At 41.3% G+C, this 20,487-nt stretch carries 18 protein-coding genes; 1 reads left to right on the forward strand and 17 read right to left on the reverse strand.

Annotated elements, in window-relative coordinates:
* Positions 1-39 precede the first annotated feature (39 nt).
* The 3 genes from VSQ61_RS16605 to VSQ61_RS16615 form a co-directional block, all read right to left on the reverse strand.
* Complete coding sequence (locus VSQ61_RS16605; RefSeq protein ID WP_334345510.1) at positions 40-564, reverse strand: VanZ family protein; 525 nt, start codon at positions 562-564, stop codon at positions 40-42.
* A 369-nt stretch (positions 565-933) separates the two neighbouring features.
* Positions 934-2,049, reverse strand: a complete 1,116-nt coding sequence (locus VSQ61_RS16610) for a slipin family protein (RefSeq protein WP_334345565.1) — start codon at positions 2,047-2,049, stop codon at positions 934-936.
* Between the two features lie 1,138 nt (positions 2,050-3,187).
* Positions 3,188-3,370 carry a hypothetical protein gene (locus VSQ61_RS16615; RefSeq protein ID WP_334345511.1) on the reverse strand — a complete coding sequence of 61 codons (183 nt, stop codon included), beginning with the start codon at positions 3,368-3,370 and terminating at the stop codon, positions 3,188-3,190.
* Between the two features lie 156 nt (positions 3,371-3,526).
* Between VSQ61_RS16615 and VSQ61_RS16620 the strand changes: the two genes are divergently transcribed.
* Positions 3,527-5,233: a methyl-accepting chemotaxis protein gene (locus tag VSQ61_RS16620; RefSeq protein WP_334345512.1), complete on the forward strand. Its 1,707-nt coding sequence runs from the start codon at positions 3,527-3,529 to the stop codon at positions 5,231-5,233.
* A 204-nt stretch (positions 5,234-5,437) separates the two neighbouring features.
* Here the strand turns inward: VSQ61_RS16620 and VSQ61_RS16625 are convergent, their stop codons facing one another.
* The 14 genes from VSQ61_RS16625 to VSQ61_RS16690 form a co-directional block, all read right to left on the reverse strand.
* Positions 5,438-7,684, reverse strand: a complete 2,247-nt coding sequence (locus tag VSQ61_RS16625) for a peptidoglycan D,D-transpeptidase FtsI family protein (RefSeq protein WP_334345513.1) — start codon at positions 7,682-7,684, stop codon at positions 5,438-5,440.
* A 49-nt stretch (positions 7,685-7,733) separates the two neighbouring features.
* Positions 7,734-8,273 carry a cell division protein FtsL gene (locus VSQ61_RS16630; RefSeq protein WP_334345514.1) on the reverse strand — a complete coding sequence of 180 codons (540 nt, stop codon included), beginning with the start codon at positions 8,271-8,273 and terminating at the stop codon, positions 7,734-7,736.
* 20 nt (positions 8,274-8,293) lie between these two features.
* Positions 8,294-9,229 (reverse strand): 16S rRNA (cytosine(1402)-N(4))-methyltransferase RsmH, encoded by a 936-nt coding sequence (rsmH, locus tag VSQ61_RS16635; protein WP_334345515.1) that lies wholly within the window; start codon positions 9,227-9,229, stop codon positions 8,294-8,296.
* 61 nt (positions 9,230-9,290) lie between these two features.
* Positions 9,291-9,728, reverse strand: a complete 438-nt coding sequence (gene mraZ / locus VSQ61_RS16640; protein ID WP_334345516.1) for a division/cell wall cluster transcriptional repressor MraZ — start codon at positions 9,726-9,728, stop codon at positions 9,291-9,293.
* A gap of 322 nt (positions 9,729-10,050) precedes the next feature.
* The gene (locus VSQ61_RS16645) at positions 10,051-10,683 is read right to left on the reverse strand and encodes a DedA family protein (RefSeq protein WP_334345517.1); all 633 of its coding nucleotides are present in this window, start codon (positions 10,681-10,683) and stop codon (positions 10,051-10,053) included.
* Between the two features lie 103 nt (positions 10,684-10,786).
* The gene (gene ychF / locus VSQ61_RS16650; protein WP_334345518.1) at positions 10,787-11,884 is read right to left on the reverse strand and encodes a redox-regulated ATPase YchF; all 1,098 of its coding nucleotides are present in this window, start codon (positions 11,882-11,884) and stop codon (positions 10,787-10,789) included.
* A gap of 639 nt (positions 11,885-12,523) precedes the next feature.
* On the reverse strand, positions 12,524-12,982 hold the full coding sequence (locus tag VSQ61_RS16655; RefSeq protein WP_334345519.1) for a hypothetical protein: 459 nt from the start codon (positions 12,980-12,982) through the stop codon (positions 12,524-12,526).
* Positions 12,983-13,467: 485 nt separating this feature from the next.
* Entirely contained in the window at positions 13,468-13,680 is a 213-nt protein-coding gene (locus tag VSQ61_RS16660; RefSeq protein ID WP_334345520.1) for a hypothetical protein, read from the reverse strand.
* A gap of 208 nt (positions 13,681-13,888) precedes the next feature.
* Positions 13,889-15,625, reverse strand: coding sequence for a hypothetical protein (locus VSQ61_RS16665; protein WP_334345521.1), 1,737 nt, complete (start codon positions 15,623-15,625; stop codon positions 13,889-13,891).
* A 46-nt stretch (positions 15,626-15,671) separates the two neighbouring features.
* Positions 15,672-16,814, reverse strand: a complete 1,143-nt coding sequence (wecB, locus tag VSQ61_RS16670) for a non-hydrolyzing UDP-N-acetylglucosamine 2-epimerase (RefSeq protein WP_334345522.1) — start codon at positions 16,812-16,814, stop codon at positions 15,672-15,674.
* 9 nt (positions 16,815-16,823) lie between these two features.
* On the reverse strand, positions 16,824-18,014 hold the full coding sequence (locus tag VSQ61_RS16675; RefSeq protein ID WP_334345523.1) for a capsular polysaccharide biosynthesis protein CapF: 1,191 nt from the start codon (positions 18,012-18,014) through the stop codon (positions 16,824-16,826).
* Positions 18,011-19,054 (reverse strand): polysaccharide biosynthesis protein, encoded by a 1,044-nt coding sequence (locus VSQ61_RS16680; RefSeq protein WP_334345524.1) that lies wholly within the window; start codon positions 19,052-19,054, stop codon positions 18,011-18,013. Before VSQ61_RS16680 ends, VSQ61_RS16675 begins: the two co-directional genes overlap by 4 nt.
* A gap of 70 nt (positions 19,055-19,124) precedes the next feature.
* Positions 19,125-19,841 carry a formyltransferase family protein gene (locus tag VSQ61_RS16685; protein WP_334345525.1) on the reverse strand — a complete coding sequence of 239 codons (717 nt, stop codon included), beginning with the start codon at positions 19,839-19,841 and terminating at the stop codon, positions 19,125-19,127.
* Complete coding sequence (locus VSQ61_RS16690; RefSeq protein ID WP_334345526.1) at positions 19,807-20,484, reverse strand: hypothetical protein; 678 nt, start codon at positions 20,482-20,484, stop codon at positions 19,807-19,809. Before VSQ61_RS16690 ends, VSQ61_RS16685 begins: the two co-directional genes overlap by 35 nt.
* Positions 20,485-20,487 lie beyond the last annotated feature (3 nt).

The following is a 20,487-nucleotide window of genomic DNA, read 5'->3' on the forward strand; positions in this document are numbered from 1 at the left end:
ATATTTATTATAAACGATAATTTACCGCAAAACAGCCTGTCATCTGGTTTTCAAACGCTCCAAGACCCAAAAGGTGACTGGCTTAAATATAGCATAAAGACCATAACCCAACACTCCGCCGATCACATTCGTGATCAGATCCGTGATATCCGATGACCGGTCAAAGAACGGCTGTAACAGTTCGATGCCTAAGCTCATCAAAAAGCAGAAAAACACCGTCACGCCAAATCTGGTCCTTTTGCCCCCTGTCAGCGGAAGCAGGAACCCGAAGGGCAGGGTCATGATAACATTCAAGAACACCTGCCTGAAAAAGTCCCCTCTCCCCAAAGAAACGTCGATAAACGGCACCAGATTCATGGGTTTATAGGGATGGTCCAGCATAAATGGTATGGCTACGACTACCGGCATCATAGTAAAATAGAGTACCAGCGAGAGGTAAGCATACATGAGAGTGTTGACAAGCAGTCTATCTCTGCCCTGGGTCCTCCACTTCCTGAAAAAGACGAAAACATACAGGAAAACCAACACTGTAAAATCTATGAAATATTTTATCAGGTACTTCATTGCATCACTTCTTTCCGCTTAACGCCCTATCCAAATTTCCATTTATATGCCCAGCCATTTGGAATTAATCTGTTGCCTGCCATAGCTTCTCCTTAAAGCCAACATTAGATTGTAATTGAAGCCGCAAAAATATAACTATCATATTCATTTTTTGCAAACGCCTTAACAATTGCAGATAACGCTTTCTTTTAAACATAAATTATAATATAAAACCGCATTTTTTCAATCCCTTTTCCATATCCTCTCACCAAACATCTTACAAGAATGTATAATTACACATCCGATCTAAAGAAAATATTTACAAAACCATTCCACCAACTACCTTCAACAACGTAAAAACGGGACTGGCACAAAATAGGCCGGGAAACCTCACGCATTTTTCCTTTCAGGCACCACCATCCCAGCCAACTGTTCCAAAATATTCCCACCCCCATTCACCGAGATCGATCCCACCTTATCACAGATCCTCTCCAAATACTCCAACTCCTTCAACCGATACAACACCGGATTCTCCTCCATCAGCTTCGCCGTATTCAAAAGACTTCTGGTGGAAGCCACCTCCTCCCGACGCATAATCACATTGGCCTGTGCTTTCTTCTCCGCCACCAGAACCGTATTCATAATATCCCGAATCTCCCCCGGCAGAATGATGTCTTTGATCCCCACATCCAGAACCTCCACACAGTATTCCTCCTGCACCTCCAAAAGCCTCTGCCCCAGCACACGTCCAATCTCCTCCTTCTGAGCCAAAAGCTCATCCAGACGAAACTGTCCCACATACTCTCTTGCCGCAAGCTGAACCCGGGTATACAAAAGCTTGGAAGCTCCCTCCATCTTCTTCACCAGCTCCAAAGGCTTCGTAATCCGATAGCTGCACAAAATATTGAGCCTGATTCCCACCTTATCCGCCGTCAAAATCTCCTGGCCGGAAATATCCAGCTGCTGCACTTTCAGATTAAAGATCTTACAGGACACCTCATGAGCATAATTCCAGTAATAATAAGTTCCGCAGGCAAGCTCCCTGTCAAAATGCCCGTCTATGTACAAAAGCCCTGTCTCCCCCTCGCCAATGACCACCTTCTTATAGAGCCGTGTAGGAATCAAATGGCGGTACATTCCGGGCACCTGCTCTTCCGTCATTTCCGTACCGGTCACATCCACCAGCCGAACCTCATTTTCCTCAAACACATTCCAATAGAGGGCCTCCCCGTCCATCAAAACCTGCTTGTAAATACCGTCCACCATATGAATCCCGATACAATGATCTGGAATACGCACCCGCACCACACGCTTTGCAAACTCCGGCTGCCGCATCAAAAGCTCCACGGGAAGCTTCTTCGTATCCACCTTGCCCATCATAGATACAATCCGAAGCTCATATCCAAGGAAAGAAAAAATCTGATGCTTTCCGGCAAACAAAAGTCCCTCCAAAATTCCATTCTTCAGCAGATATCCGCATTCCTGCTCCTTAATCAAATACTTCATTTCTATCCCCTCTTTCTCACATTTTTCTAAACCAAATGCATACATCTTAAAACGCATTTGCCTTACATTCTTCATAGGGAAGTGCGTCTGCTTTTCCCACCGCCGAAATGGGGATGGCTCCTTAAGAAAGAGTTCTGCCGGGAGGATCCAACCCCTGAGAGGCAGATTGTCCCTTTTGATCTGCTTTCGGTATCCAAAGCCATACTGCCTTTCTGCGGCCGGAAGTCCTGTTCTATCCGAAGAAATGGAAATCTCCAAATCTTTGATATCCCAGGCTCCCCGGGAAAAGCCAAACACCTTCTTCCGTCTTCTGGTTTTGCAATTGACAGTTGCAAATAAATTTTACGATCGCTTTAACCACTTAGCCACCCATTCTCACATGGGGGAGGATTCGAACCTCCGAACATCGTTTTTTTGCATCCATTCCGGAATGCCATCGGCTTAGAAAGCCGCCGCACCGCTCAGGCTAAAGCCTGAAAGCCATGGGATATGGACACACTCTATATCAAACCGGCCTTTGCCGGTAGATATCAATCTTGAAAGCTTTGAATTCTCTTTCCTGTTACAACCATATCATACAAAAAAAGGAAGCCTGAATCATATAAAAAAAGTTGCGAACTTTAAAAATCTTTTTTATTACTTCTAGGGGATGATTGCGAATGTCTAAATATCGCTGAATATCTGATATTTTTCTTGACAGAACTAATTAGATTTGTATTTATGGCATTTCTTATTCGCCAGGCACGGTATAGAAGTGAATAAATGTTTTGCTATGCAGTAATCGACACAAACGTCCTTGTTTCCGCATTGCTTTCAAGTCACGATGATACTGCTACTGTTCTGGTGATCAAAAAACTATTCTCCGGAGAGGTGATTCTGCTTTTCAATGATGAAATTCAATCATATAATCACCCTCCGTTTCCTGTTCGGCATAGGTTAGTTTATGCCAACCGCCATCTTCAATAAATGCGGCCGCTTTTTGTCAGCCGCTGCCAACTGATTTTAAGTATATCTATCCGGTATTCCATTGTCAATAGGATATGGATTCAGCGATCTTTCGCACATTAGCATTCTTATTTTCTTTTTGTTGTAATATTTCATTTTCTTATATCATCCCTGATAAAAATAACAGCATCATCTATTTACTGACACGCATTATGCCGTCTCCTGCATTTACCTCATCAGCGCCGATCCTTTCCGCAGCAGCAAACTGATCCGTATTGGTAACTGCCATAATCACTGTTGCCGGATGGCCTGGCCCTGCTTCGCCATAGCCCAAAAGCCCTCTTTGTTCATCTCCGTCGTATCCACGCCTATGCAAAGCACCTCCACTGTCATTTTTTTTGTCTATTTTCTAATTTTACTTATCAAACAAGCAAAAAATGTCGATATATTTTGGAAAAGCCATATGAAAAATAACAATTATTTTTCGAATCCGGCAATTATGAGCAGCAGAAAATAAAAGGAGATTAGAGACATGATTAACTACATACGAAATTTAAAAATCAGACTAAAGCTTTATATCCTTATAGGAGTTGCGCTGGCTGGCATGCTTATTATCGGCGGTATGTCATTTTATCTTATGGGCCGAATGAATGATATGACAAATGATATATCAACAAGCTGGCTTCCCAGTGTTGATACGGCAAGAGATTTGACCGCTACCCTTTCTAATATTCGTCTTAATGAACTAGGATATCTTACCGCAATTTCGGATGAAGTGGAGGAATCCAGCCTTCGCTACCTTGAAAGTGAAAAACAAGAGATGGAGACCCTCTTAGCTGCATATAAGGGATTAATTGACGAAGAAGAACAAAATTTCTATAATAATGCAAATAATCTCTGGACACAGTACAATGAAGCGGACGAAGAAATGATGGCATTAGCCAAACAGGGCCGCACGGAGGACGCCCGTGCTATCCTGGAGGGCGAATGTGTAGGGCTCTATGATTCTTTAAACAGCGCCTTTAATGATATTATCACCTACAATACGGAAGGCAGTGATGCCGCAACAGAAGAAAGCCTTTTCCTCTACAGAACTGCCACCGGCCTTATGGCAGCGGTAATCATTGTTATAATCCTTGTGGGCGTTTTCTTCTCATTTGTGATTATACGCCTGATTAAGACTCCTATTTCCGAGATTGAGGATGCTGCCATAAAAATGGCAGAGGGTAATTTGGATGTAGAGATTTCCTATACCTCAAAAGATGAATTGGGTGTTCTCGCTGCACAGGTACGCAGATTAATCCGTAAGCTTCAGGTAATTATTGATGATGAGAATAAATTCCTTGCTAAGATGGCTGCCGGAGATTTTACGGTGGATTCTATCTGCGAACAAGAATATACGGGAGGCTTCTATCCTCTGCTTGTCTCTTTCCGGGGCATTGCGGAAAAGCTCAACGACACAATGCAGCAGATTAGCCAAAGCTCCTCTCAGGTTGCAAGCGGCTCAGAACAGGTATCCAACGGAGCACAGGCCCTTTCCCAGGGAGCAACCGAGCAGGCAAGCTCCGTGCAGGAACTGGCCGCCACCATTAATGAAATCTCCAACAAGGTAAATCAGAATGCGGACAGCGCACAGCAGGCAAATGTAACCGCAGGCAGCGTCAGCACGGAAATGAATGTGAGCAACGAAAAAATGCAGCAGATGATACAGGCAATGGATGATATCAGTAACTGTTCCAATGAGATCGGAAAAATCATTAAGACAATTGAAGATATTGCTTTCCAGACCAACATTCTTGCCCTTAACGCTGCCGTGGAAGCCGCCCGGGCAGGCACTGCCGGAAAAGGCTTTGCTGTAGTGGCCGATGAAGTCCGCAATCTGGCAAGCAAAAGTGCGGAAGCCTCTAAGAACACCTCTGTTTTGATTGAAAATTCATTAAAGGCCGTAGAAAATGGAACTCAGATAGTCAATGAGACAGCCCAGTCTCTGCTCCAGGCATTAAATGCCGTAAGTGAAATGACAGAGATTATCGGACAGATTTCAGAGGCCAGCAGCACTCAGGCTGATGCGATCTCTCAGATTACAATGGGAATTGATCAGATTTCCAGTGTTGTACAGACAAACTCCGCAACTGCGGAAGAAAGCGCAGCTGCAAGCGAAGAGCTTTCCAGCCAGTCACAGCTTATGAAGAGCCTTGTGGGAAGGTTTAAACTGAAAGGCAGTCCTCAAATGTTTTAAGCAGAATATCGCCTGAATCAAAAGAAATATATTGCAGTATACAAAGAAATGCTGCAAAAACTCTCTCCTGCCTTTCCGTTTTTCTTATCATAACGAAAACGAGACTTCATTAGAAGTCTCGTTTTGTTCATCATTTATATCTTCAGTCCCGCAGGGTATGCATTAGGATGCCCTGTATCTGTGGTTTCTGCTGCCTGGCCAGTCTTACGGTTCTTCGGGACTCTCTGGGCTTTCCGGGCTCTGCTCTCCACTTTCCTCATTTCCCAAAAGAGGGCTCTCGATACCACCAAGGACGCCTTCATCCTCCTGCCCCTCTAAATCTTTTTCTGTAGGCATCTTAACCTGCTCTCCTGTATTCGGATCTGTAAGCACGCCTTCCGGAGCCGGCTCATCTCCTCCCATATCTTCTTCTCCTTCCTCGCCGCCTTCTTCCCCCTCCTGTTCTGCTTTCTGCTGAGCTTTGGCAGCATTTTCCGCATCTACCTCATCCTGCATGTCCGCCGGAATCTCTTCCGTGGGGTATATATTCAAGTAAGGCATAGCTTCTTTCATAATATTCTTAAAAATCTCCTGAGCAAAAGAACTGCTTGCCTGGGTCTCTGAACTTGCCGCATTGGGCTCATCCACCACCACATAACAGACCACCTGGGGATTATCCACCGGTGCAAACCCAATAAAGGATACTAAATACTTTCTTGCAGAACGGGGAATCTTCTCAGCCGTTCCCGTCTTGCCGCCCATGGCGTAGCCTGCCACTCTTGCCTTTTTTCCCGTAGCATTATTTCCGTTGCCGTCTGCCTCTCCGTACATGGTGTGATACAGGTACTGGCGAATCAGGGAAGAGGTTTTCGCCGACACGGTCTGCTTTACCAAAACCGGGTTGATATTTTCCACCGTACCGCCATTGGAATCCAAAATCTTCTTTACCACATGAGGTTTATAATAGTATCCGCCATTGATTACGGAAGAAAAAGCACTGGCCACCTGAATCATGGTCATATTATAGCCCTGGCCAAAGGAGCTGGTTGCAAGCTCCGTAGGACCAATGGTATCTTTGCTGAATACGGTAGACGCATTGTTCGTCTCACCGGGAAGATCAATATTCGTCTTCAATCCAATATTAAAGATCTGCTGGTATTTTAAGAAGTTATCATATCCTTCCATAGCAGCAATCTGCATCAATGCATCATTGCAGGAAAACATAAGGCTTCCTTCCAGCGTAATGATTCCATGTCCTGCTTTCTTTGCACATGTGATCGGCTTCTGTCCTTCCACAATCACCTGTTTGCCATCGCAGAGGAAAGTCATAGAATCATTAATTGTTCCCGTCTCCAATGCTCCCGCCACCGTAAGAGGTTTTACGGTAGAGCCCGGCTCAAAGCCGTCACTGATACAGAAATTCCGCCACATCTGGTTTTGGAGAAACAGAACCAGATTTTCCTTATCCAGCTTACCATTCGTTTCTAACTGCTGATATTCCCGCTCCAGCATATATCCCTGATCTACAAGAATATGAGGATTGCTTTCAATTGCATCATAAATTTCCTGAGGTATGTAGCCATTCTCCACCAGATCGTGAGGATCATTCAAATCAAAATCCACATCTCCTGCCATGGCAAGGATTTCCCCTGTCTGGGGATCCATCATAATGACACCAATATTTTTAGCCGCTGGTCCTTCTATATTTTTATTCGTATAGTCCTCTATAAACTTGTCAATGTACTTTTCTACAATTCCCTGAAGAGTTATATCTATGGCAGATACCACACTATTGCCGTCCGTAGCAGCTTTCACCGACTTTGATTGCTCCAAATCCTCATTTAAATAATTGTAGCTTCTGCCGTTGGTTCCATTTAGAATATTGCTGTACTCTTCCTCGATTCCTGTCTGTCCCTGATTGCCCGTTACCGTATAGCCTACCACATGACAGGCCAGAGAATTGTTAGGATAACGGCGAATATAGGAATCCTCAAACCAGACTCCTTTGATCTTCGTCCCCCGTTCTTTATCCTCCTGAATCTCCCGAAATGCTGCTGTCTCATCCTTGGTCAACTGACGCAGAAGGGGTACATAGCTGCTGTCCTTCTTCTCACTTAAGGTTGTGCGAAGCTCTGCCTCGTCAAGCTCAAAGCATTCCGTCAAAGCCTGTATGGTTGGTTCCACGCAGTCTTTTTCTGCATCCTCATCCTTATTTTGCAACAGTACTTTGGGATCCAGTATCAGGTTGTAAACCTTCTCACTGGTAGCCAGAATTGTGCCGTTCCGATCCAGAATGTCACCCCGTCGATAGGGAAGCAGCGTGCTGGCCGTGTCCTGCTGGGCCAAAACCTTCTTCGTGTACTTATCTCCATTTGTCCGGTTGATATAGGCCAGCCTGACATTTACACCAATTAAAGTAAGCACTATTATGGTAAATAATAGTGCCAGCTTTCCTTTCATGCGATGTTCCATTACGGCTTTTCTGCTCTGCCGCCTTTTTTGTACTGATTTTCTCACATTCTCACCTGTCTTTGGAACCAAGAATCCCCTTCAGTCCATTGTCTGCCTTGGGAATCTCTCCATATTGTCTTACATAGTCACTGCCCTGGCCGTCATACAGTATCACCTGATCAGCTCCCGCATATACCATGCCCAACTCATTGATCGCAATTTCCCGAATCTCCTCCAGATCCACGGAGGAAGTGACCCGGTTGTATTCATCATCATTTTCTGCTTTCAGCTCTGACAGTTGTGCTTCCAATGTTGCAATGTTTTTCATTCTGGCCGAATTATCCGCCTGAAGCTGTAGATAACCAGCACATACCCAAAGGGCTACTATTGATGCAGCGGTCAGAAACAGGGAATATCCAATGCTTAGATACCGCACCTTTTCCCGTCTGTAATGATGTACCCGGGGGCGATGCGCCTGCCTGTCTCTGGAACCTTTTCTTGGCTCTTCTACAACTTGAAGCTTACGGGCTGCTGTGCCATTAACATAAGTCTGTCTGCTTTTATTGGAAGCTTTTCTTTTGTCTGTATACATGCTTCTAATTTCTGCCATTTGCTTCTCACAATTCTCACTCAGATCCGCTCAAAAACTCGAAGCTTTGAGCTCTTAGATCTTTTATTTTTTATCAATTCCTCCTCACTTGGAACAATTGGCTTTTTAACAGCTAACCTGCCCTTCGGTTTGTTACCACACACACACACAGGAAAATTAGAAGGGCAGGTGCAGGGATTTTCATTTGTCTTAAAAATGGTCTTTACAATCCGATCTTCCAGGGAATGGAAGGTTATAACACAAATTCTCCCCCCCGGCTTCAGCAGATCGATCATATCATCCAATGTACTTTTCAGAACTTCAAGTTCTCCATTCAATTCTATCCGAATAGCCTGAAAGGTCTTTTTCGCCGGATGGCCGCCGTTCATGCGCACCTTTGCAGGAATGGCGCCCCTGATAATCTCCGTAAGTTCTCCGGTAGTCTCGATGGGTTTCTTCTCTCTGGCCGCCGCAATATGCTTGGCAATGTTCTTTGCAAACTTGTCCTCGCCATAATCCCGAATGATGCGGAATAATTCCGGCTCCGTATATCCGTTCACAATGTCTCTTGCCGTTCTTAGCTGCCTTTGATCCATCCGCATATCCAGAGGCGCATCTTCCCGATATGTAAAACCGCGCTCGGCAGAATCCAACTGGTAGGAGGAAACCCCCAAATCCAGTACAATTCCGTCTACTCTGTCTATGCCAAGCTTCTGTAATTCCTGACGCATATTGCAGTAATTGCTGCGGACAATGGCAACTTGATCTCCAAACTCCCGAAGGCGCTCTCCTGCTGCCTTAATGGCATCGGCATCCTGATCGATTCCTATCAGCCTGCCCTTTTCCCCGAGACGCTTACACACCTCATAAGCGTGTCCGCCTCCGCCCAGGGTCCCGTCCACATAGATCCCGTCCGGTTGAATATTCAGCTGTTCGATGGTCTCTTCTAAGAGAACCGACACATGTGCAAATTCCATTTAAGCCTCCCGCCTGCCTCGTCCGCTGCCGGATGAGGCTTGTCCATCAAAGCCAAACGAATTAAATATCCAACCCCAGATCTGTCAACTGACCTGCAATCTCATCCATATCAATCTCTTCGTAATTGTTATTCTGATTCCACTTCTCCTCGCTCCAGATCTCGATCCGGTTCAGAAGTCCTGCCAAAACTACATCCTTCTCAATCTCCGCAAACTTGCGAAGGGTTGCAGGAATCAGAATCCTCCCCTGCTTGTCAAATTCGCAGGAAGTGGCGCCTGCAGTAAGAAATCTTACGAAAGAACGGGCGTTCTTGTTAGTCGTGGGAAGCTTCCTCAGCTTCTCCTCGTATTCCTCCCACTCTTTCATGGGAAACACAAAGAGACAGCCGTCCAGTCCTCTGGTTACAATAAATTCTTCCCCTAACTGCTCCCGAAACTTGGAAGGAATGATGAGCCTGCCCTTGGTGTCCACCGAATGGTTGTATTCGCCGCGGAACATAGCGCTCACCCCTCTTTCGTTCTATTTTAGGTTTGATTCTCCACTATTTTATACCTAAAAACCACTTTCCACCACTTTTCACCACTTATGAATTAATAGTATCTCACTTTTTTGCAAAAATCAAGCATTTTTGGAGGTAATTTTAGAGGAATTTTTAAGAAATTTCCCCGAAAAAAAGAGGACTTCTATATCTTGTGGCGGCATCTGACGTGATACCTAGATATAGAAGTCCTCTTTCTAAGTTGTGATTTATGTTTTTCTGCCAGCTTTCTGTCAGCGGCAGTTTCTGGTATAATGTACTATCGTCAGGAACTGCTCAACCTTATTTTATGCTTGTATGCCTGCCGTCCTTTGGGTGCGTCCGATAAAACCAGATAATTCCGCTTACAGTGCTGATAGAGATTACAATCAGCATAATATGGGAATATTCCCCCACCAGATAAGCAATTCTCCCCCACGATTCCCCTAAGACGGCTCCTAAGGAGACTAATGCCGTATTCCAGAGAATGGTTCCCACTGTGGTATATGCCAGAAAGATTCCCATAGGCATCCGGCTCATACCGGCCGGTATGGAAATCAAGCTGCGTACAATCGGGATAAAACGGCAGAAAAATACGGTTTTTGTCCCCTTCTTAAGAAACCAGCCATCTGCCTTTGCCACATCCACAGGCTTTAAACAGAGCACTTTTCCCACCGGGCCTGCCACTAGCCGCATCAGACGCTCCCGATTAAGAAGCCATCCCACACCATAAAGAACCAGGGCTCCTGCCAGAGAACCTAAGGTGGAATAAAAAACCACTCCAAAAACGGAGAGCCTGGTATATGTAGTCAAAAAACCTCCGAAAGGCAGGATGATCTCTGACGGAATAGGGGGAAAGATATTCTCCACTGCAATCAGAAAGAAGATACCCGGATAGCCGTATTGTTCCATAAGGGCCATAATCAGTTCTCGCAATTGCCACCTCCGCAAATGCTTTATATTCTGTTTACAGCCTATGCAGAAAAAGGGCAGAAAATGCTTTTCTGCCCCTTTCTTCTATCACAATATCCTCTGTATATTATACATTAAACCGGAAAAGAATTACATCCCCATCCTTCACTACATACTCCTTGCCTTCCAGTCCAACCAGCCCCTTTTCCTTGGCGGCCGAATAAGAGCCGCAGTCTAAGAGATCCTGATAGTTCACCACCTCGGCCCGGATAAATCCCCTCTCAAAGTCAGAATGAATCTTTCCTGCCGCCTGAGGAGCCTTGGTTCCCTTTTTAATTGTCCATGCCCTGGTCTCTGTCTCTCCGGCTGTCAGATAGCTGATTAAGCCAAGAAGGCTGTAGCTTGCACGGATCAGCTTCTCAAGTCCTGATTCCTTTAATCCCAAATCCTCCAGGAACATGGTCTTTTCCTCATCATCCAGCTCCGCAATCTCCTGCTCTATCTGAGCACAGATGACAAACACTTCATTCCCATATTCCTCTGCAAAGCTGCGTACCTCCTGTACATATGTGTTAGCTGCTCCGTCATCTGCCAGATCATCCTCTGCCACATTTGCCGCAAAAATCACCGGCTTGGCAGTCAGGAGATTATATCCTGCCATCCACTCCTGCTCGTCCTCATCCTCAATCTCAAAGCCTGCTGCCATCTTTCCCTCTTCCAGCCATGCTTTGATACGTTCCAGAAGATCTAGCTCTTTTGCCAGTGTCTTATCATTGCGTGCTCCCCGAACGGTCTTGGAGATTCTCCGCTCCAGAATCTCAATATCGGAAAAAATCAGCTCCAGATTGATAGTCTCAATATCACGCAAGGGAGCTATACTGCCATCCACATGGACTACATTGGAATCCTCGAAGCAGCGAACCACATGAACAATGGCATCCACTTCACGGATATTTGCCAGAAATTGATTGCCCAGCCCCTCTCCTTTGGAGGCTCCTTTTACCAGACCTGCAATGTCCACAAATTCAATAACTGCAGGGGTAATCTTGGCCGAATCGTACAGAGCCGCCAGAAGTCCCAGACGCTCGTCCGGCACTGCCACCACGCCTACATTGGGGTCAATGGTACAAAAAGGGTAATTGGCAGATTCCGCGCCTGCCTTGGTCAGTGAATTGAAAAGGGTGCTTTTTCCCACGTTGGGGAGCCCTACGATGCCTAGTTTCATAGTGGTCTATTCTCCTTTGTTCTATTCTTTTTTATATCATTCTTCTAAATTTCAATGATATTATAATTCATTTTCGGAATAGACACAATAGATCTTTTTTGTGTGTTTTTACTCATATCTTTTAGTAAAACGAAATATGGAATATGATATATGGATTTAAGAAAAAAATATGAATTTTGAATAATTTCTTCACTGAAAAGAAATAACAGAAATGTTTTTCAATGATGGAACAGGGCTCTTTTCCATCAGATGATTCGGCCGTTTTCCTTATACAAGTACTGGAAGTTTATTTTTTATTGTCTCATCATACTCTAACTCTGTAAATGATTTTCTGCTGCTTACTTCTATGTTCCATACCGTATAACAATGCTCCCAAAATATACCTTGCACTTATGTATAGCCTTAATACACTTATCAAGGGAAGTTTCAGGTATTCCTCCCTTTTCTCTTTTGTTGAACTCCAATAGCATTTATAACCCTTCTGCCGGAAAAGAGTCCCTAATCTTTTTACCCTAAAAGGACATAAATTATGGTATACCTGTAGGATATAACCAGACGGAACAAGATCTGAGGATGAATTCATCATACAACTGCCTTAGGTAATCTTGCAAACTCCACTCCTTCCCCAAAAAGCTCTTGTTAAAAGAGTGCGTCATAATCATAAGTTGTATAAAATTTATAAACATTATCACAATATTCCTCATAATTCTCTATAAGCAAATGCTCCTTATGGCACATCCTTAAAAGAATTTGAGAATTTATATTTTCTCCATAATGTCTTACATCTTTATAATTATTCAAATCGCAAATCATATTATATTCATCTAAAAAGGCAAACAAATACACATTGTCATAAGCTAATAAAGTCTTAATAGCCTCTTTTTCTAATTCAAACTGTCTATTTAACATTCCATTTTGATTTAAATTCTCCTGTAAATTCCGACAATCCTCATCTGTCATCTTTGCTGTTATATCTAATTTTTCGCATCTTGCATATAAAGCATCTAACACATCTTTCCCCAAAATATAAGATGCATTCCAATTACTATAGGAATCAAAATCTGTTGTTTTATTGCCTGCCTTTGTATATTCAAACACAGAATAGGTGTCATTCAATAAAATTGCTTTATTAAAGATATACTTCACATCATTATACAACTGTGGGTGCAAATTTCTTCATTTTTTCATATGTATTTTCAAAACCCAGAATCAGTAAAAATGCCAGTATCAAGAATCCAGCCAGAAAAATCACCCAGGTGACATTTATAAATGAAAATGTGATAAGCCAGTTTAATGCTGGATGCAACCTTTCAATCTGTGTTTTATATCGCCGTGTTATTACAGAGAAAACACCATGGCAGGCCCCCTAAAATAAAAGTCCAATTTGCTCCATGCCATAACCCACTCAAAAGAAATACAACCATCACATTCACATAAGTCTGTATTGCCCCCATTACCTCCAAGGGGTATATATTAGAAAATCCCCAATTAGCAGCATTTCCAAAAGTATCAGCCAGCAGTACTTTTTTAGAAAGGCCAAAGGTAAATATATAAATACCCTCTGCGAAATTGTCCTGTGAAAATCATTTTTTAGATTCATCCATAAACTTCGGAATCAGTTCATCATGAGTTACAATCGGGCCTGCTATCAGTTGTGGAAAGAAGGTTACAAAAGAAGCATAATTGATAAATCCATAATTCGGTATTTCCCCCTTATACGTATCTATCACAAAGGGAATCTGCTGAAATGTAAAAAAGCTGACGCCAAGAGGCAGTAGAATTGTCTTTAAGGGCAAATCCTGTTTCCATATTGCATTTATATTTTCAAGTAAAAAATTATAATACTTAAAATAAAACAAGATGCCAGCATTTTCTGTCTCAAATGATTCAGTGAGAAGTATCCCTAAATACATACTGGCAAAAAAAGAAAAACAAATATATATGAATTAAAAAGCATAGCCCAGCCTTTCTATAAATCTATTTTGAAGAAATATAAAGCAGCATTCATATCCTATTCTTCTTACAAAAGTAATTTAGCAAAATAACAGGCATTACTATAGAAATGCACCATGAATACCTATACGAAGACCACCCTAATGCAATGAAACAAAATAAAACATGAGCTGCTACAGGAAGAAAAGCTACCATGTTCTTCCTGTCCCTTATACTTAGAACTAAAATGATAAATATTATCTGAAAGCTTAGTCCTACCCTCCAAAAAAAACCTTTAAACACAGGCAGCATGGTAAGCCCGCCAATTTTATCAAGCACTAGCTCCCCATTATTGTACTTATGTATTGGAATAAATTCTTCCAGTGCTAGTTCTGTCGGATTCTCATATTTGACAGGCAAATGACTAAGTGCCTCAACTCCCTCCATACCCACATATATATCCCAAATAGAATCATTTCGGCAAAGAACTAATTTTACCATCATTGCCGGATTCTTAATAGCTGTTTTTATATACATAGATAAGAAATCGCTAACCTTCATATTATCCATTCTTTCTGTTAATGTATATTCCCAGTCCACTGCATGGTAAGGTGTATATTCTGCACGTAATTTATCATCTGCCACTTCATCAATCAGATCAGAGACTTCCTTATCCAAATTCCCTCCATTATGATAAACCCCATACAAATCTTGAAATAATCCTACATATTTATATCCATTAGGTGTAGGAATATACTCTGCTTCCGTTAAAATATTAGCCATAATGCCAATGACTATAAAGGATATTATATAGGTTTTTAATACGTTTTTATCTTTTAATAAAAATAATGAACATATGAAAACAAATGGTACAACAACAAGCCCATTTTGTCTAATCAATGCAACCAGAACTATTGATATGGAAAATTCAACATAGATTGATTTTTTTATCAATATCTCCTTGTCTGATAAAATGCATAGGCAGACTGTCATCCAGGTAATTGCCAAGGCGTATGGCACATCTTTTGAAACAAATGTCAGCATTATTGATATATTGGGGGATAACAGAATTACCAGATATAGCACAATCAGCCATTTAATAGATACTTTGGTTTTTAGGTATACATAATATAATATTTCTGCAAAAATATATGCAAAGAATATATATTGCAGATATGATACTACAACAATATTTGAAAATAAAAGATAAACTATTCTTAAAAAATAAATATAAAACAATCCAAAATACGCTTCTACATCTAGTAATCCCATGGCCTCAGCACTCTGTCTGTATGCGTCATAAGATACATTAGTTGGATTATATATAACCACATATAAACTACAGACAATTAATGCAGATAAAGTACAAAACAATACAAAATCTGCCTTTCTATACCTCAATAGCCTTACCTTATTAACAGATTCAAAAATATTCTCTTTCAAAATAAACACAGATAGATTTTCAATCAGATATACTAATGTTCTTACCAACGGCAGAAAAAATAAAACATCTATTAAATATTTTACTAAATTTCCTAATTTTATGCCCTGAACAACAGGCCAAATAAACAATGCATTCCCTATAAAACCAAAAGAAAATATCAAAGTACATATTATTGTGCAGCGATCATATTTTAGTTTCCTGGTATAAACTATAACATTTGAAATTAAAACAAGGATTGCCCAAAACAAAAAAAGCTGAAAGTCCCATACATGTTTTGACACATATAGACTATATCCTCCAGCAAGATATACTGCTGCATTACCCCCCAGTATTATTTTCTCCTTTTTTTGTTCAATTAATAACATTGTTTCATCCACCTGACATCCCTTTAATTTTTGAACCTTTCTGCTTTCAATCCTTCCGCCATACTACCTTATTTATAATCCCCGTATAGCTCTGTATTAACTTTACGACTTTTACACTGACATTTTCATCTGTATAGCATGGAACTTTTGTCCCGTTATCTCCATTTTTAATCATTTCAACTGCCGCGCCCACAGCCTGCAGCACCTGTTTGGAAGAAATTCCTGCAAGGACAAAATTACCCTTGTCTAAAGCTTCCGGCCGTTCCGTACTTGTCCGAATACACACTGCCGGGAACGAACATCCATGAGCATTAAAAAAGCTGATCTCTTCCGGCAATGTTCCACTGTCACTGACTACTGCAAATGCATTCAACTGAAGGTGATTGTAATCGTGAAATCCCAATGGTTCATGCATTCTCACTCTCTCATCCAGTAAAAAGTTTCTTTTCTCTATAAAATATCTGCTTCTTGGATGGCATGAATAAAGTACCGGAATATTATATTCTTCTGTCAAAGCATTCACCGCCGTAAATAAGCTTATAAAATTCTTCTCTGTATCAATATTTTCTTCCCTGTGAGCTGATAATAAAATATACTTTCCTTTTTCTAATCCCAGTCTGTTCAAAATATCACTGGACATAATTTTATCCCAATTCGCCTGCAATACTTCTGCCATAGGAGACCCCGTCACATAGGTTCTCTCTTTTGCTGTTCCCTCTGCATTAAGATATCGCCTTGCATGCTCACTGTAACACATATTTACATCCGCTATATGATCTACAATCCTGCGGTTCGTTTCTTCCGGAAGACATTCATCAAAGCACCTGTTTCCTGCCTCCATATGGAAAATAGGTATATGCAGACGTTTTGCACTAATTGCACTCAGGCAGCTATTGGTGTCACCTAATATCAGTAAGGCTTCTGGTTTTATCTCTGACATAAGCCTGTAACTTTTAGCAATGATATTTCCAATGGTTTCCCCAAGATCTGCTCCAACTGCATCCAAATAATAATCCGGTGCCCGAAGTCCTAAATTTTCAAAAAATATCTGATTTAAATTATAGTCATAGTTCTGGCCGGTATGAACCAGAATCTGTTCAAAATAAATATCACATTTTTTAATCACTTCAGAAAGACGGATAATCTCTGGTCTTGTCCCTATAATAGTCATTAATTTTAGTTTACCCATTCTCTTATACTACTCCTCTACCTTTAGTCTATAGGTATCCAGTCTTTCCGGATCAAAGCATTCACTGCTCCACATAAATGTCACCAGGTCGCATTCTCCTTCGTTAATAATGTTATGTGTATAACCTGTTGGAATATCCACCAATTCCAGTGTTTCACCGCTGACATGATATTCTATAACCGGATATTTATCTTTTGTGACTGGATCGATTCCCACTTTTCTTAAACGTATCAGGGCCTTCCCACTTACTACTAGAAACTTTTCATGCTTTGTATGATGCCAGTGCTCTCCTTTTACAACACCAGGTTTTGAGATATTAACAGAAAACTGGCCTTTGTCCATAGTACGCAGAATTTCTGTAAAGGAACCTCTTTCATCTGTATGCATGTTCAGGCATGTAGAAAATTTATCCTCTGGCAGATAGCTGATATAAGTTGCATACAGTTTTTTGGAAAGACTTCCTTCCGTCATATCTGCCACAATTCCTTTTTCTCTGCACTCTTGAAAAGAATAAATCATATCCACAAGCTCTCCTAATGCGGCATGATGCTCCACTGGTACATAGCAGTAGCCTTTTTCATCCATTGTGGCGTTTCCATACAGCGCCCGGATTAACTCTTCCACCACATCATCAATATATACCAAAGTCATTTTTACATTTCTGTCATGCACACAAATCGGTTCCCCACATGCAATATTATGGCAAAACGTTGCTATTGCACTATTATAATTCGGTCTGCACCATTTTCCGAAAACATTGGGAAAACGATAAATATAAATAGAAGCTCCTGTTTCTTTTCCATAAGAAAGCACTAAATCTTCCCCTGCTTTTTTGCTTTTACCATATTCACTGTCTGCATACCTCCCCTCAAGACCAGCTTGTATAGAAGACGAAAGCATTATCGGACATGTATTATGATACTTTTTTAATGTATCAAGCAACACTGAGGTAAATCCAAAATTCCCTTCCATATATTCGGATTGATTATGCGGTCTGTTTACCCCTGCAAGATGAAAGACAAAGTCTGCCGATTTGCAATATATCTCCAGCAGTTTTTTATCTGTATCCTGATCAAACTCAAAAATATGAAAGTCTATATCTGTCTGATCCCGTTTACCCTGTATATCACGAATATTCTGAAGCGTTAAAACTAAATTCTTTCCAATAAATCCCTTTGCCCCAGTGACAAGTATATTCACGCTCTTTCCTCCCACTTCATCAATTCACTGCGGATATAATCTAATGATAACAGCTTTTGTTTTACCTGTTCTACCGTTAACAGCTCTGTATTGTTTGAATTAAACTCTGTCAACAGATTGCGGCCAGTATCGCCATGCTTAAAATACTTATCATAGTTTAAGTCTCTCTTGTCCGCCGGTACACGATAGAAATCTCCCAAATCAACTGCATGCGCACATTCTTCATTTGTTAACAGCGTTTCATACATTTTTTCGCCATGACGAATACCGATTACCTTCATTTCACACTCAGAATGAAACAGTTCTTTTACTGCCTGTGCAAGAATTTCTATGGTGCAGGCCGGCGCTTTTTGGACCATTATATCCCCCGATTCTGCATTCCGGAATGCAAAAACCACTAACTCCACAGCTTCCTCTAAACTCATAATAAATCTTGTCATTGATGGTTCTGTTATGGTCAGCGGCTTCCCATCCTTCAGCTGATTGATAAATAATGGAATTACGGAGCCACGGGAACACATTACATTTCCATAGCGTGTACAGCAAATAGCCGTTTTCTCCGGTGCTACGGTACGTGCTTTTGCCACAATTACTTTTTCCATCATAGCCTTGCTGGTTCCCATGGCATTCACTGGATAGGCCGCCTTATCTGTTGATAAGCAGATTACTTTTTTAACTCCCATTTCGATAGCAGCAGACAAGACGTTTTCAGTGCCCAGCACATTTGTCTTTACCGCCTCTACCGGAAAAAATTCACATGACGGAACCTGTTTTAATGCTGCTGCATGAAAAATATAATCCACTTCATGCATAGCATTACGAACACTTTGAATATCACGTACATCGCCAATATAGAATTTTAACTTATCACTATATTCTGGATATTCTTTCTGATAAAAATGCCGCATATCGTCCTGTTTTAATTCATCACGGGAAAATATGCGGATTTCCTGAATATCAGTCTTTAAGAAACGATTCAGGACAGCATTTCCAAAGGATCCTGTCCCTCCTGTAATTAAAAGCGTCTTCCCTCGAAACATACAAAACCTCTCTTCCCAAATTCTGTACAAAATATAAGCCTCTCATATATGAGAGGTTATTCCAGCGTTCTTATAAGCTTTCAGAAAATTCTACTTCCTTAAAATAAAGTCTGTTTCCTGCATGATCTTCTATATAAATATTAGGATATGGGTCCGTCAACGCACGTATTAAATTGTATACCTTCTTCAAATCCATAGTACTCAGCAATTCCCAGGTCACCTTACTGTCTTCCGGTTTTCTTCTTTCATAATAGCTCCCTTCCTTCAAGTTTTGCGGTACAGGAGACAAGTCATAAAAGTTATCAAAAAAATTCTTTAGCAGTTTTACCGAACTGTCTTTGAGATGTTCAAATATCACTTTCATGGTATTCCCTGTCATATCCCATTCCTCCTTTGCCCAGATGTCTCCAATATCCACACCATTTTCTGAAATCGTCATCAGAGAAATTTTTGTCGTTTCCAGACCATTTATGATTTGATGCTGAATAGGGCTTCCCCCTCTAAACATGGGTAAGTCAGATGGATGAATTCCTACACATAAAAAACGTTTTAATATATCTTCTGTGATAATCCAACTCCACCCCAGCAAAACAATGCAGTCCACATACCCGTCTTTATATTGAAGAACCTTTTTTTGATACTCTTCATTGCTTTCAATAAGATCTACAACCTCTATTCTGCAAATCTGACAAACCTCTTTTATAGCTGTAAGCGCCCAAGAACGATAACCCAGAAATGTAACTCTTATTTTTTTATTGTCCTTTCTTCTTATATCTGACTCTTTCAATATATAAACATCCTTTCTCATCCTCTATATATCCGTTGGGATATGGAGCTTCTAAACATCTGAAAAAATTGTATAATTCTTCTGTGTCCATATTCGCCAAATCTTCTTTACTCAAACAGCTGTCTTTTGGGCTTCTTTTGGGACGGATTATGTCCTCTTCCGGCCAGCTTCTCCATACATTATTCGGATATTCATCCAAATATTGATTAAATAAAACCTTACTTGTAGCTGTAAGCTGCTCACAAATATCTGACATATTCCCCGACAAATCCAGCACCACTTCATTTGCATATAACCTGTTGTGCGTATGTGCCCTTTTTGACTCTTCATCGTAAGTGAAACTGAAAATTCTATGTTTTGTATATTTTATCCCGTCTAATATCTGCAGTTGGATGGGTGTGCCATAAGAATATCTGTCTAACTCTGCACAATGAACTCCTATAGCAGTAATTCTGGATACAATTTCTTCACCAAGTTCTTCACTTAATCCGCAAGTCAGCAGCAAATCAAAATCTTCCAACGGAAGTTCAAGTACCTGTTCCCTCTTCTTACAAAAAACAGCTTTTTCTATTCTTGGATGACGTTCAACTGTTTCATACACATCAATTCCCCACTGGCGGTATGCCCAAAAAATCACTTTCATAGC

Source organism: Candidatus Merdisoma sp. JLR.KK006 (genome assembly GCF_036941035.1).
Taxonomy (GTDB): Bacteria; Bacillota; Clostridia; order Lachnospirales; family Lachnospiraceae; genus Laedolimicola.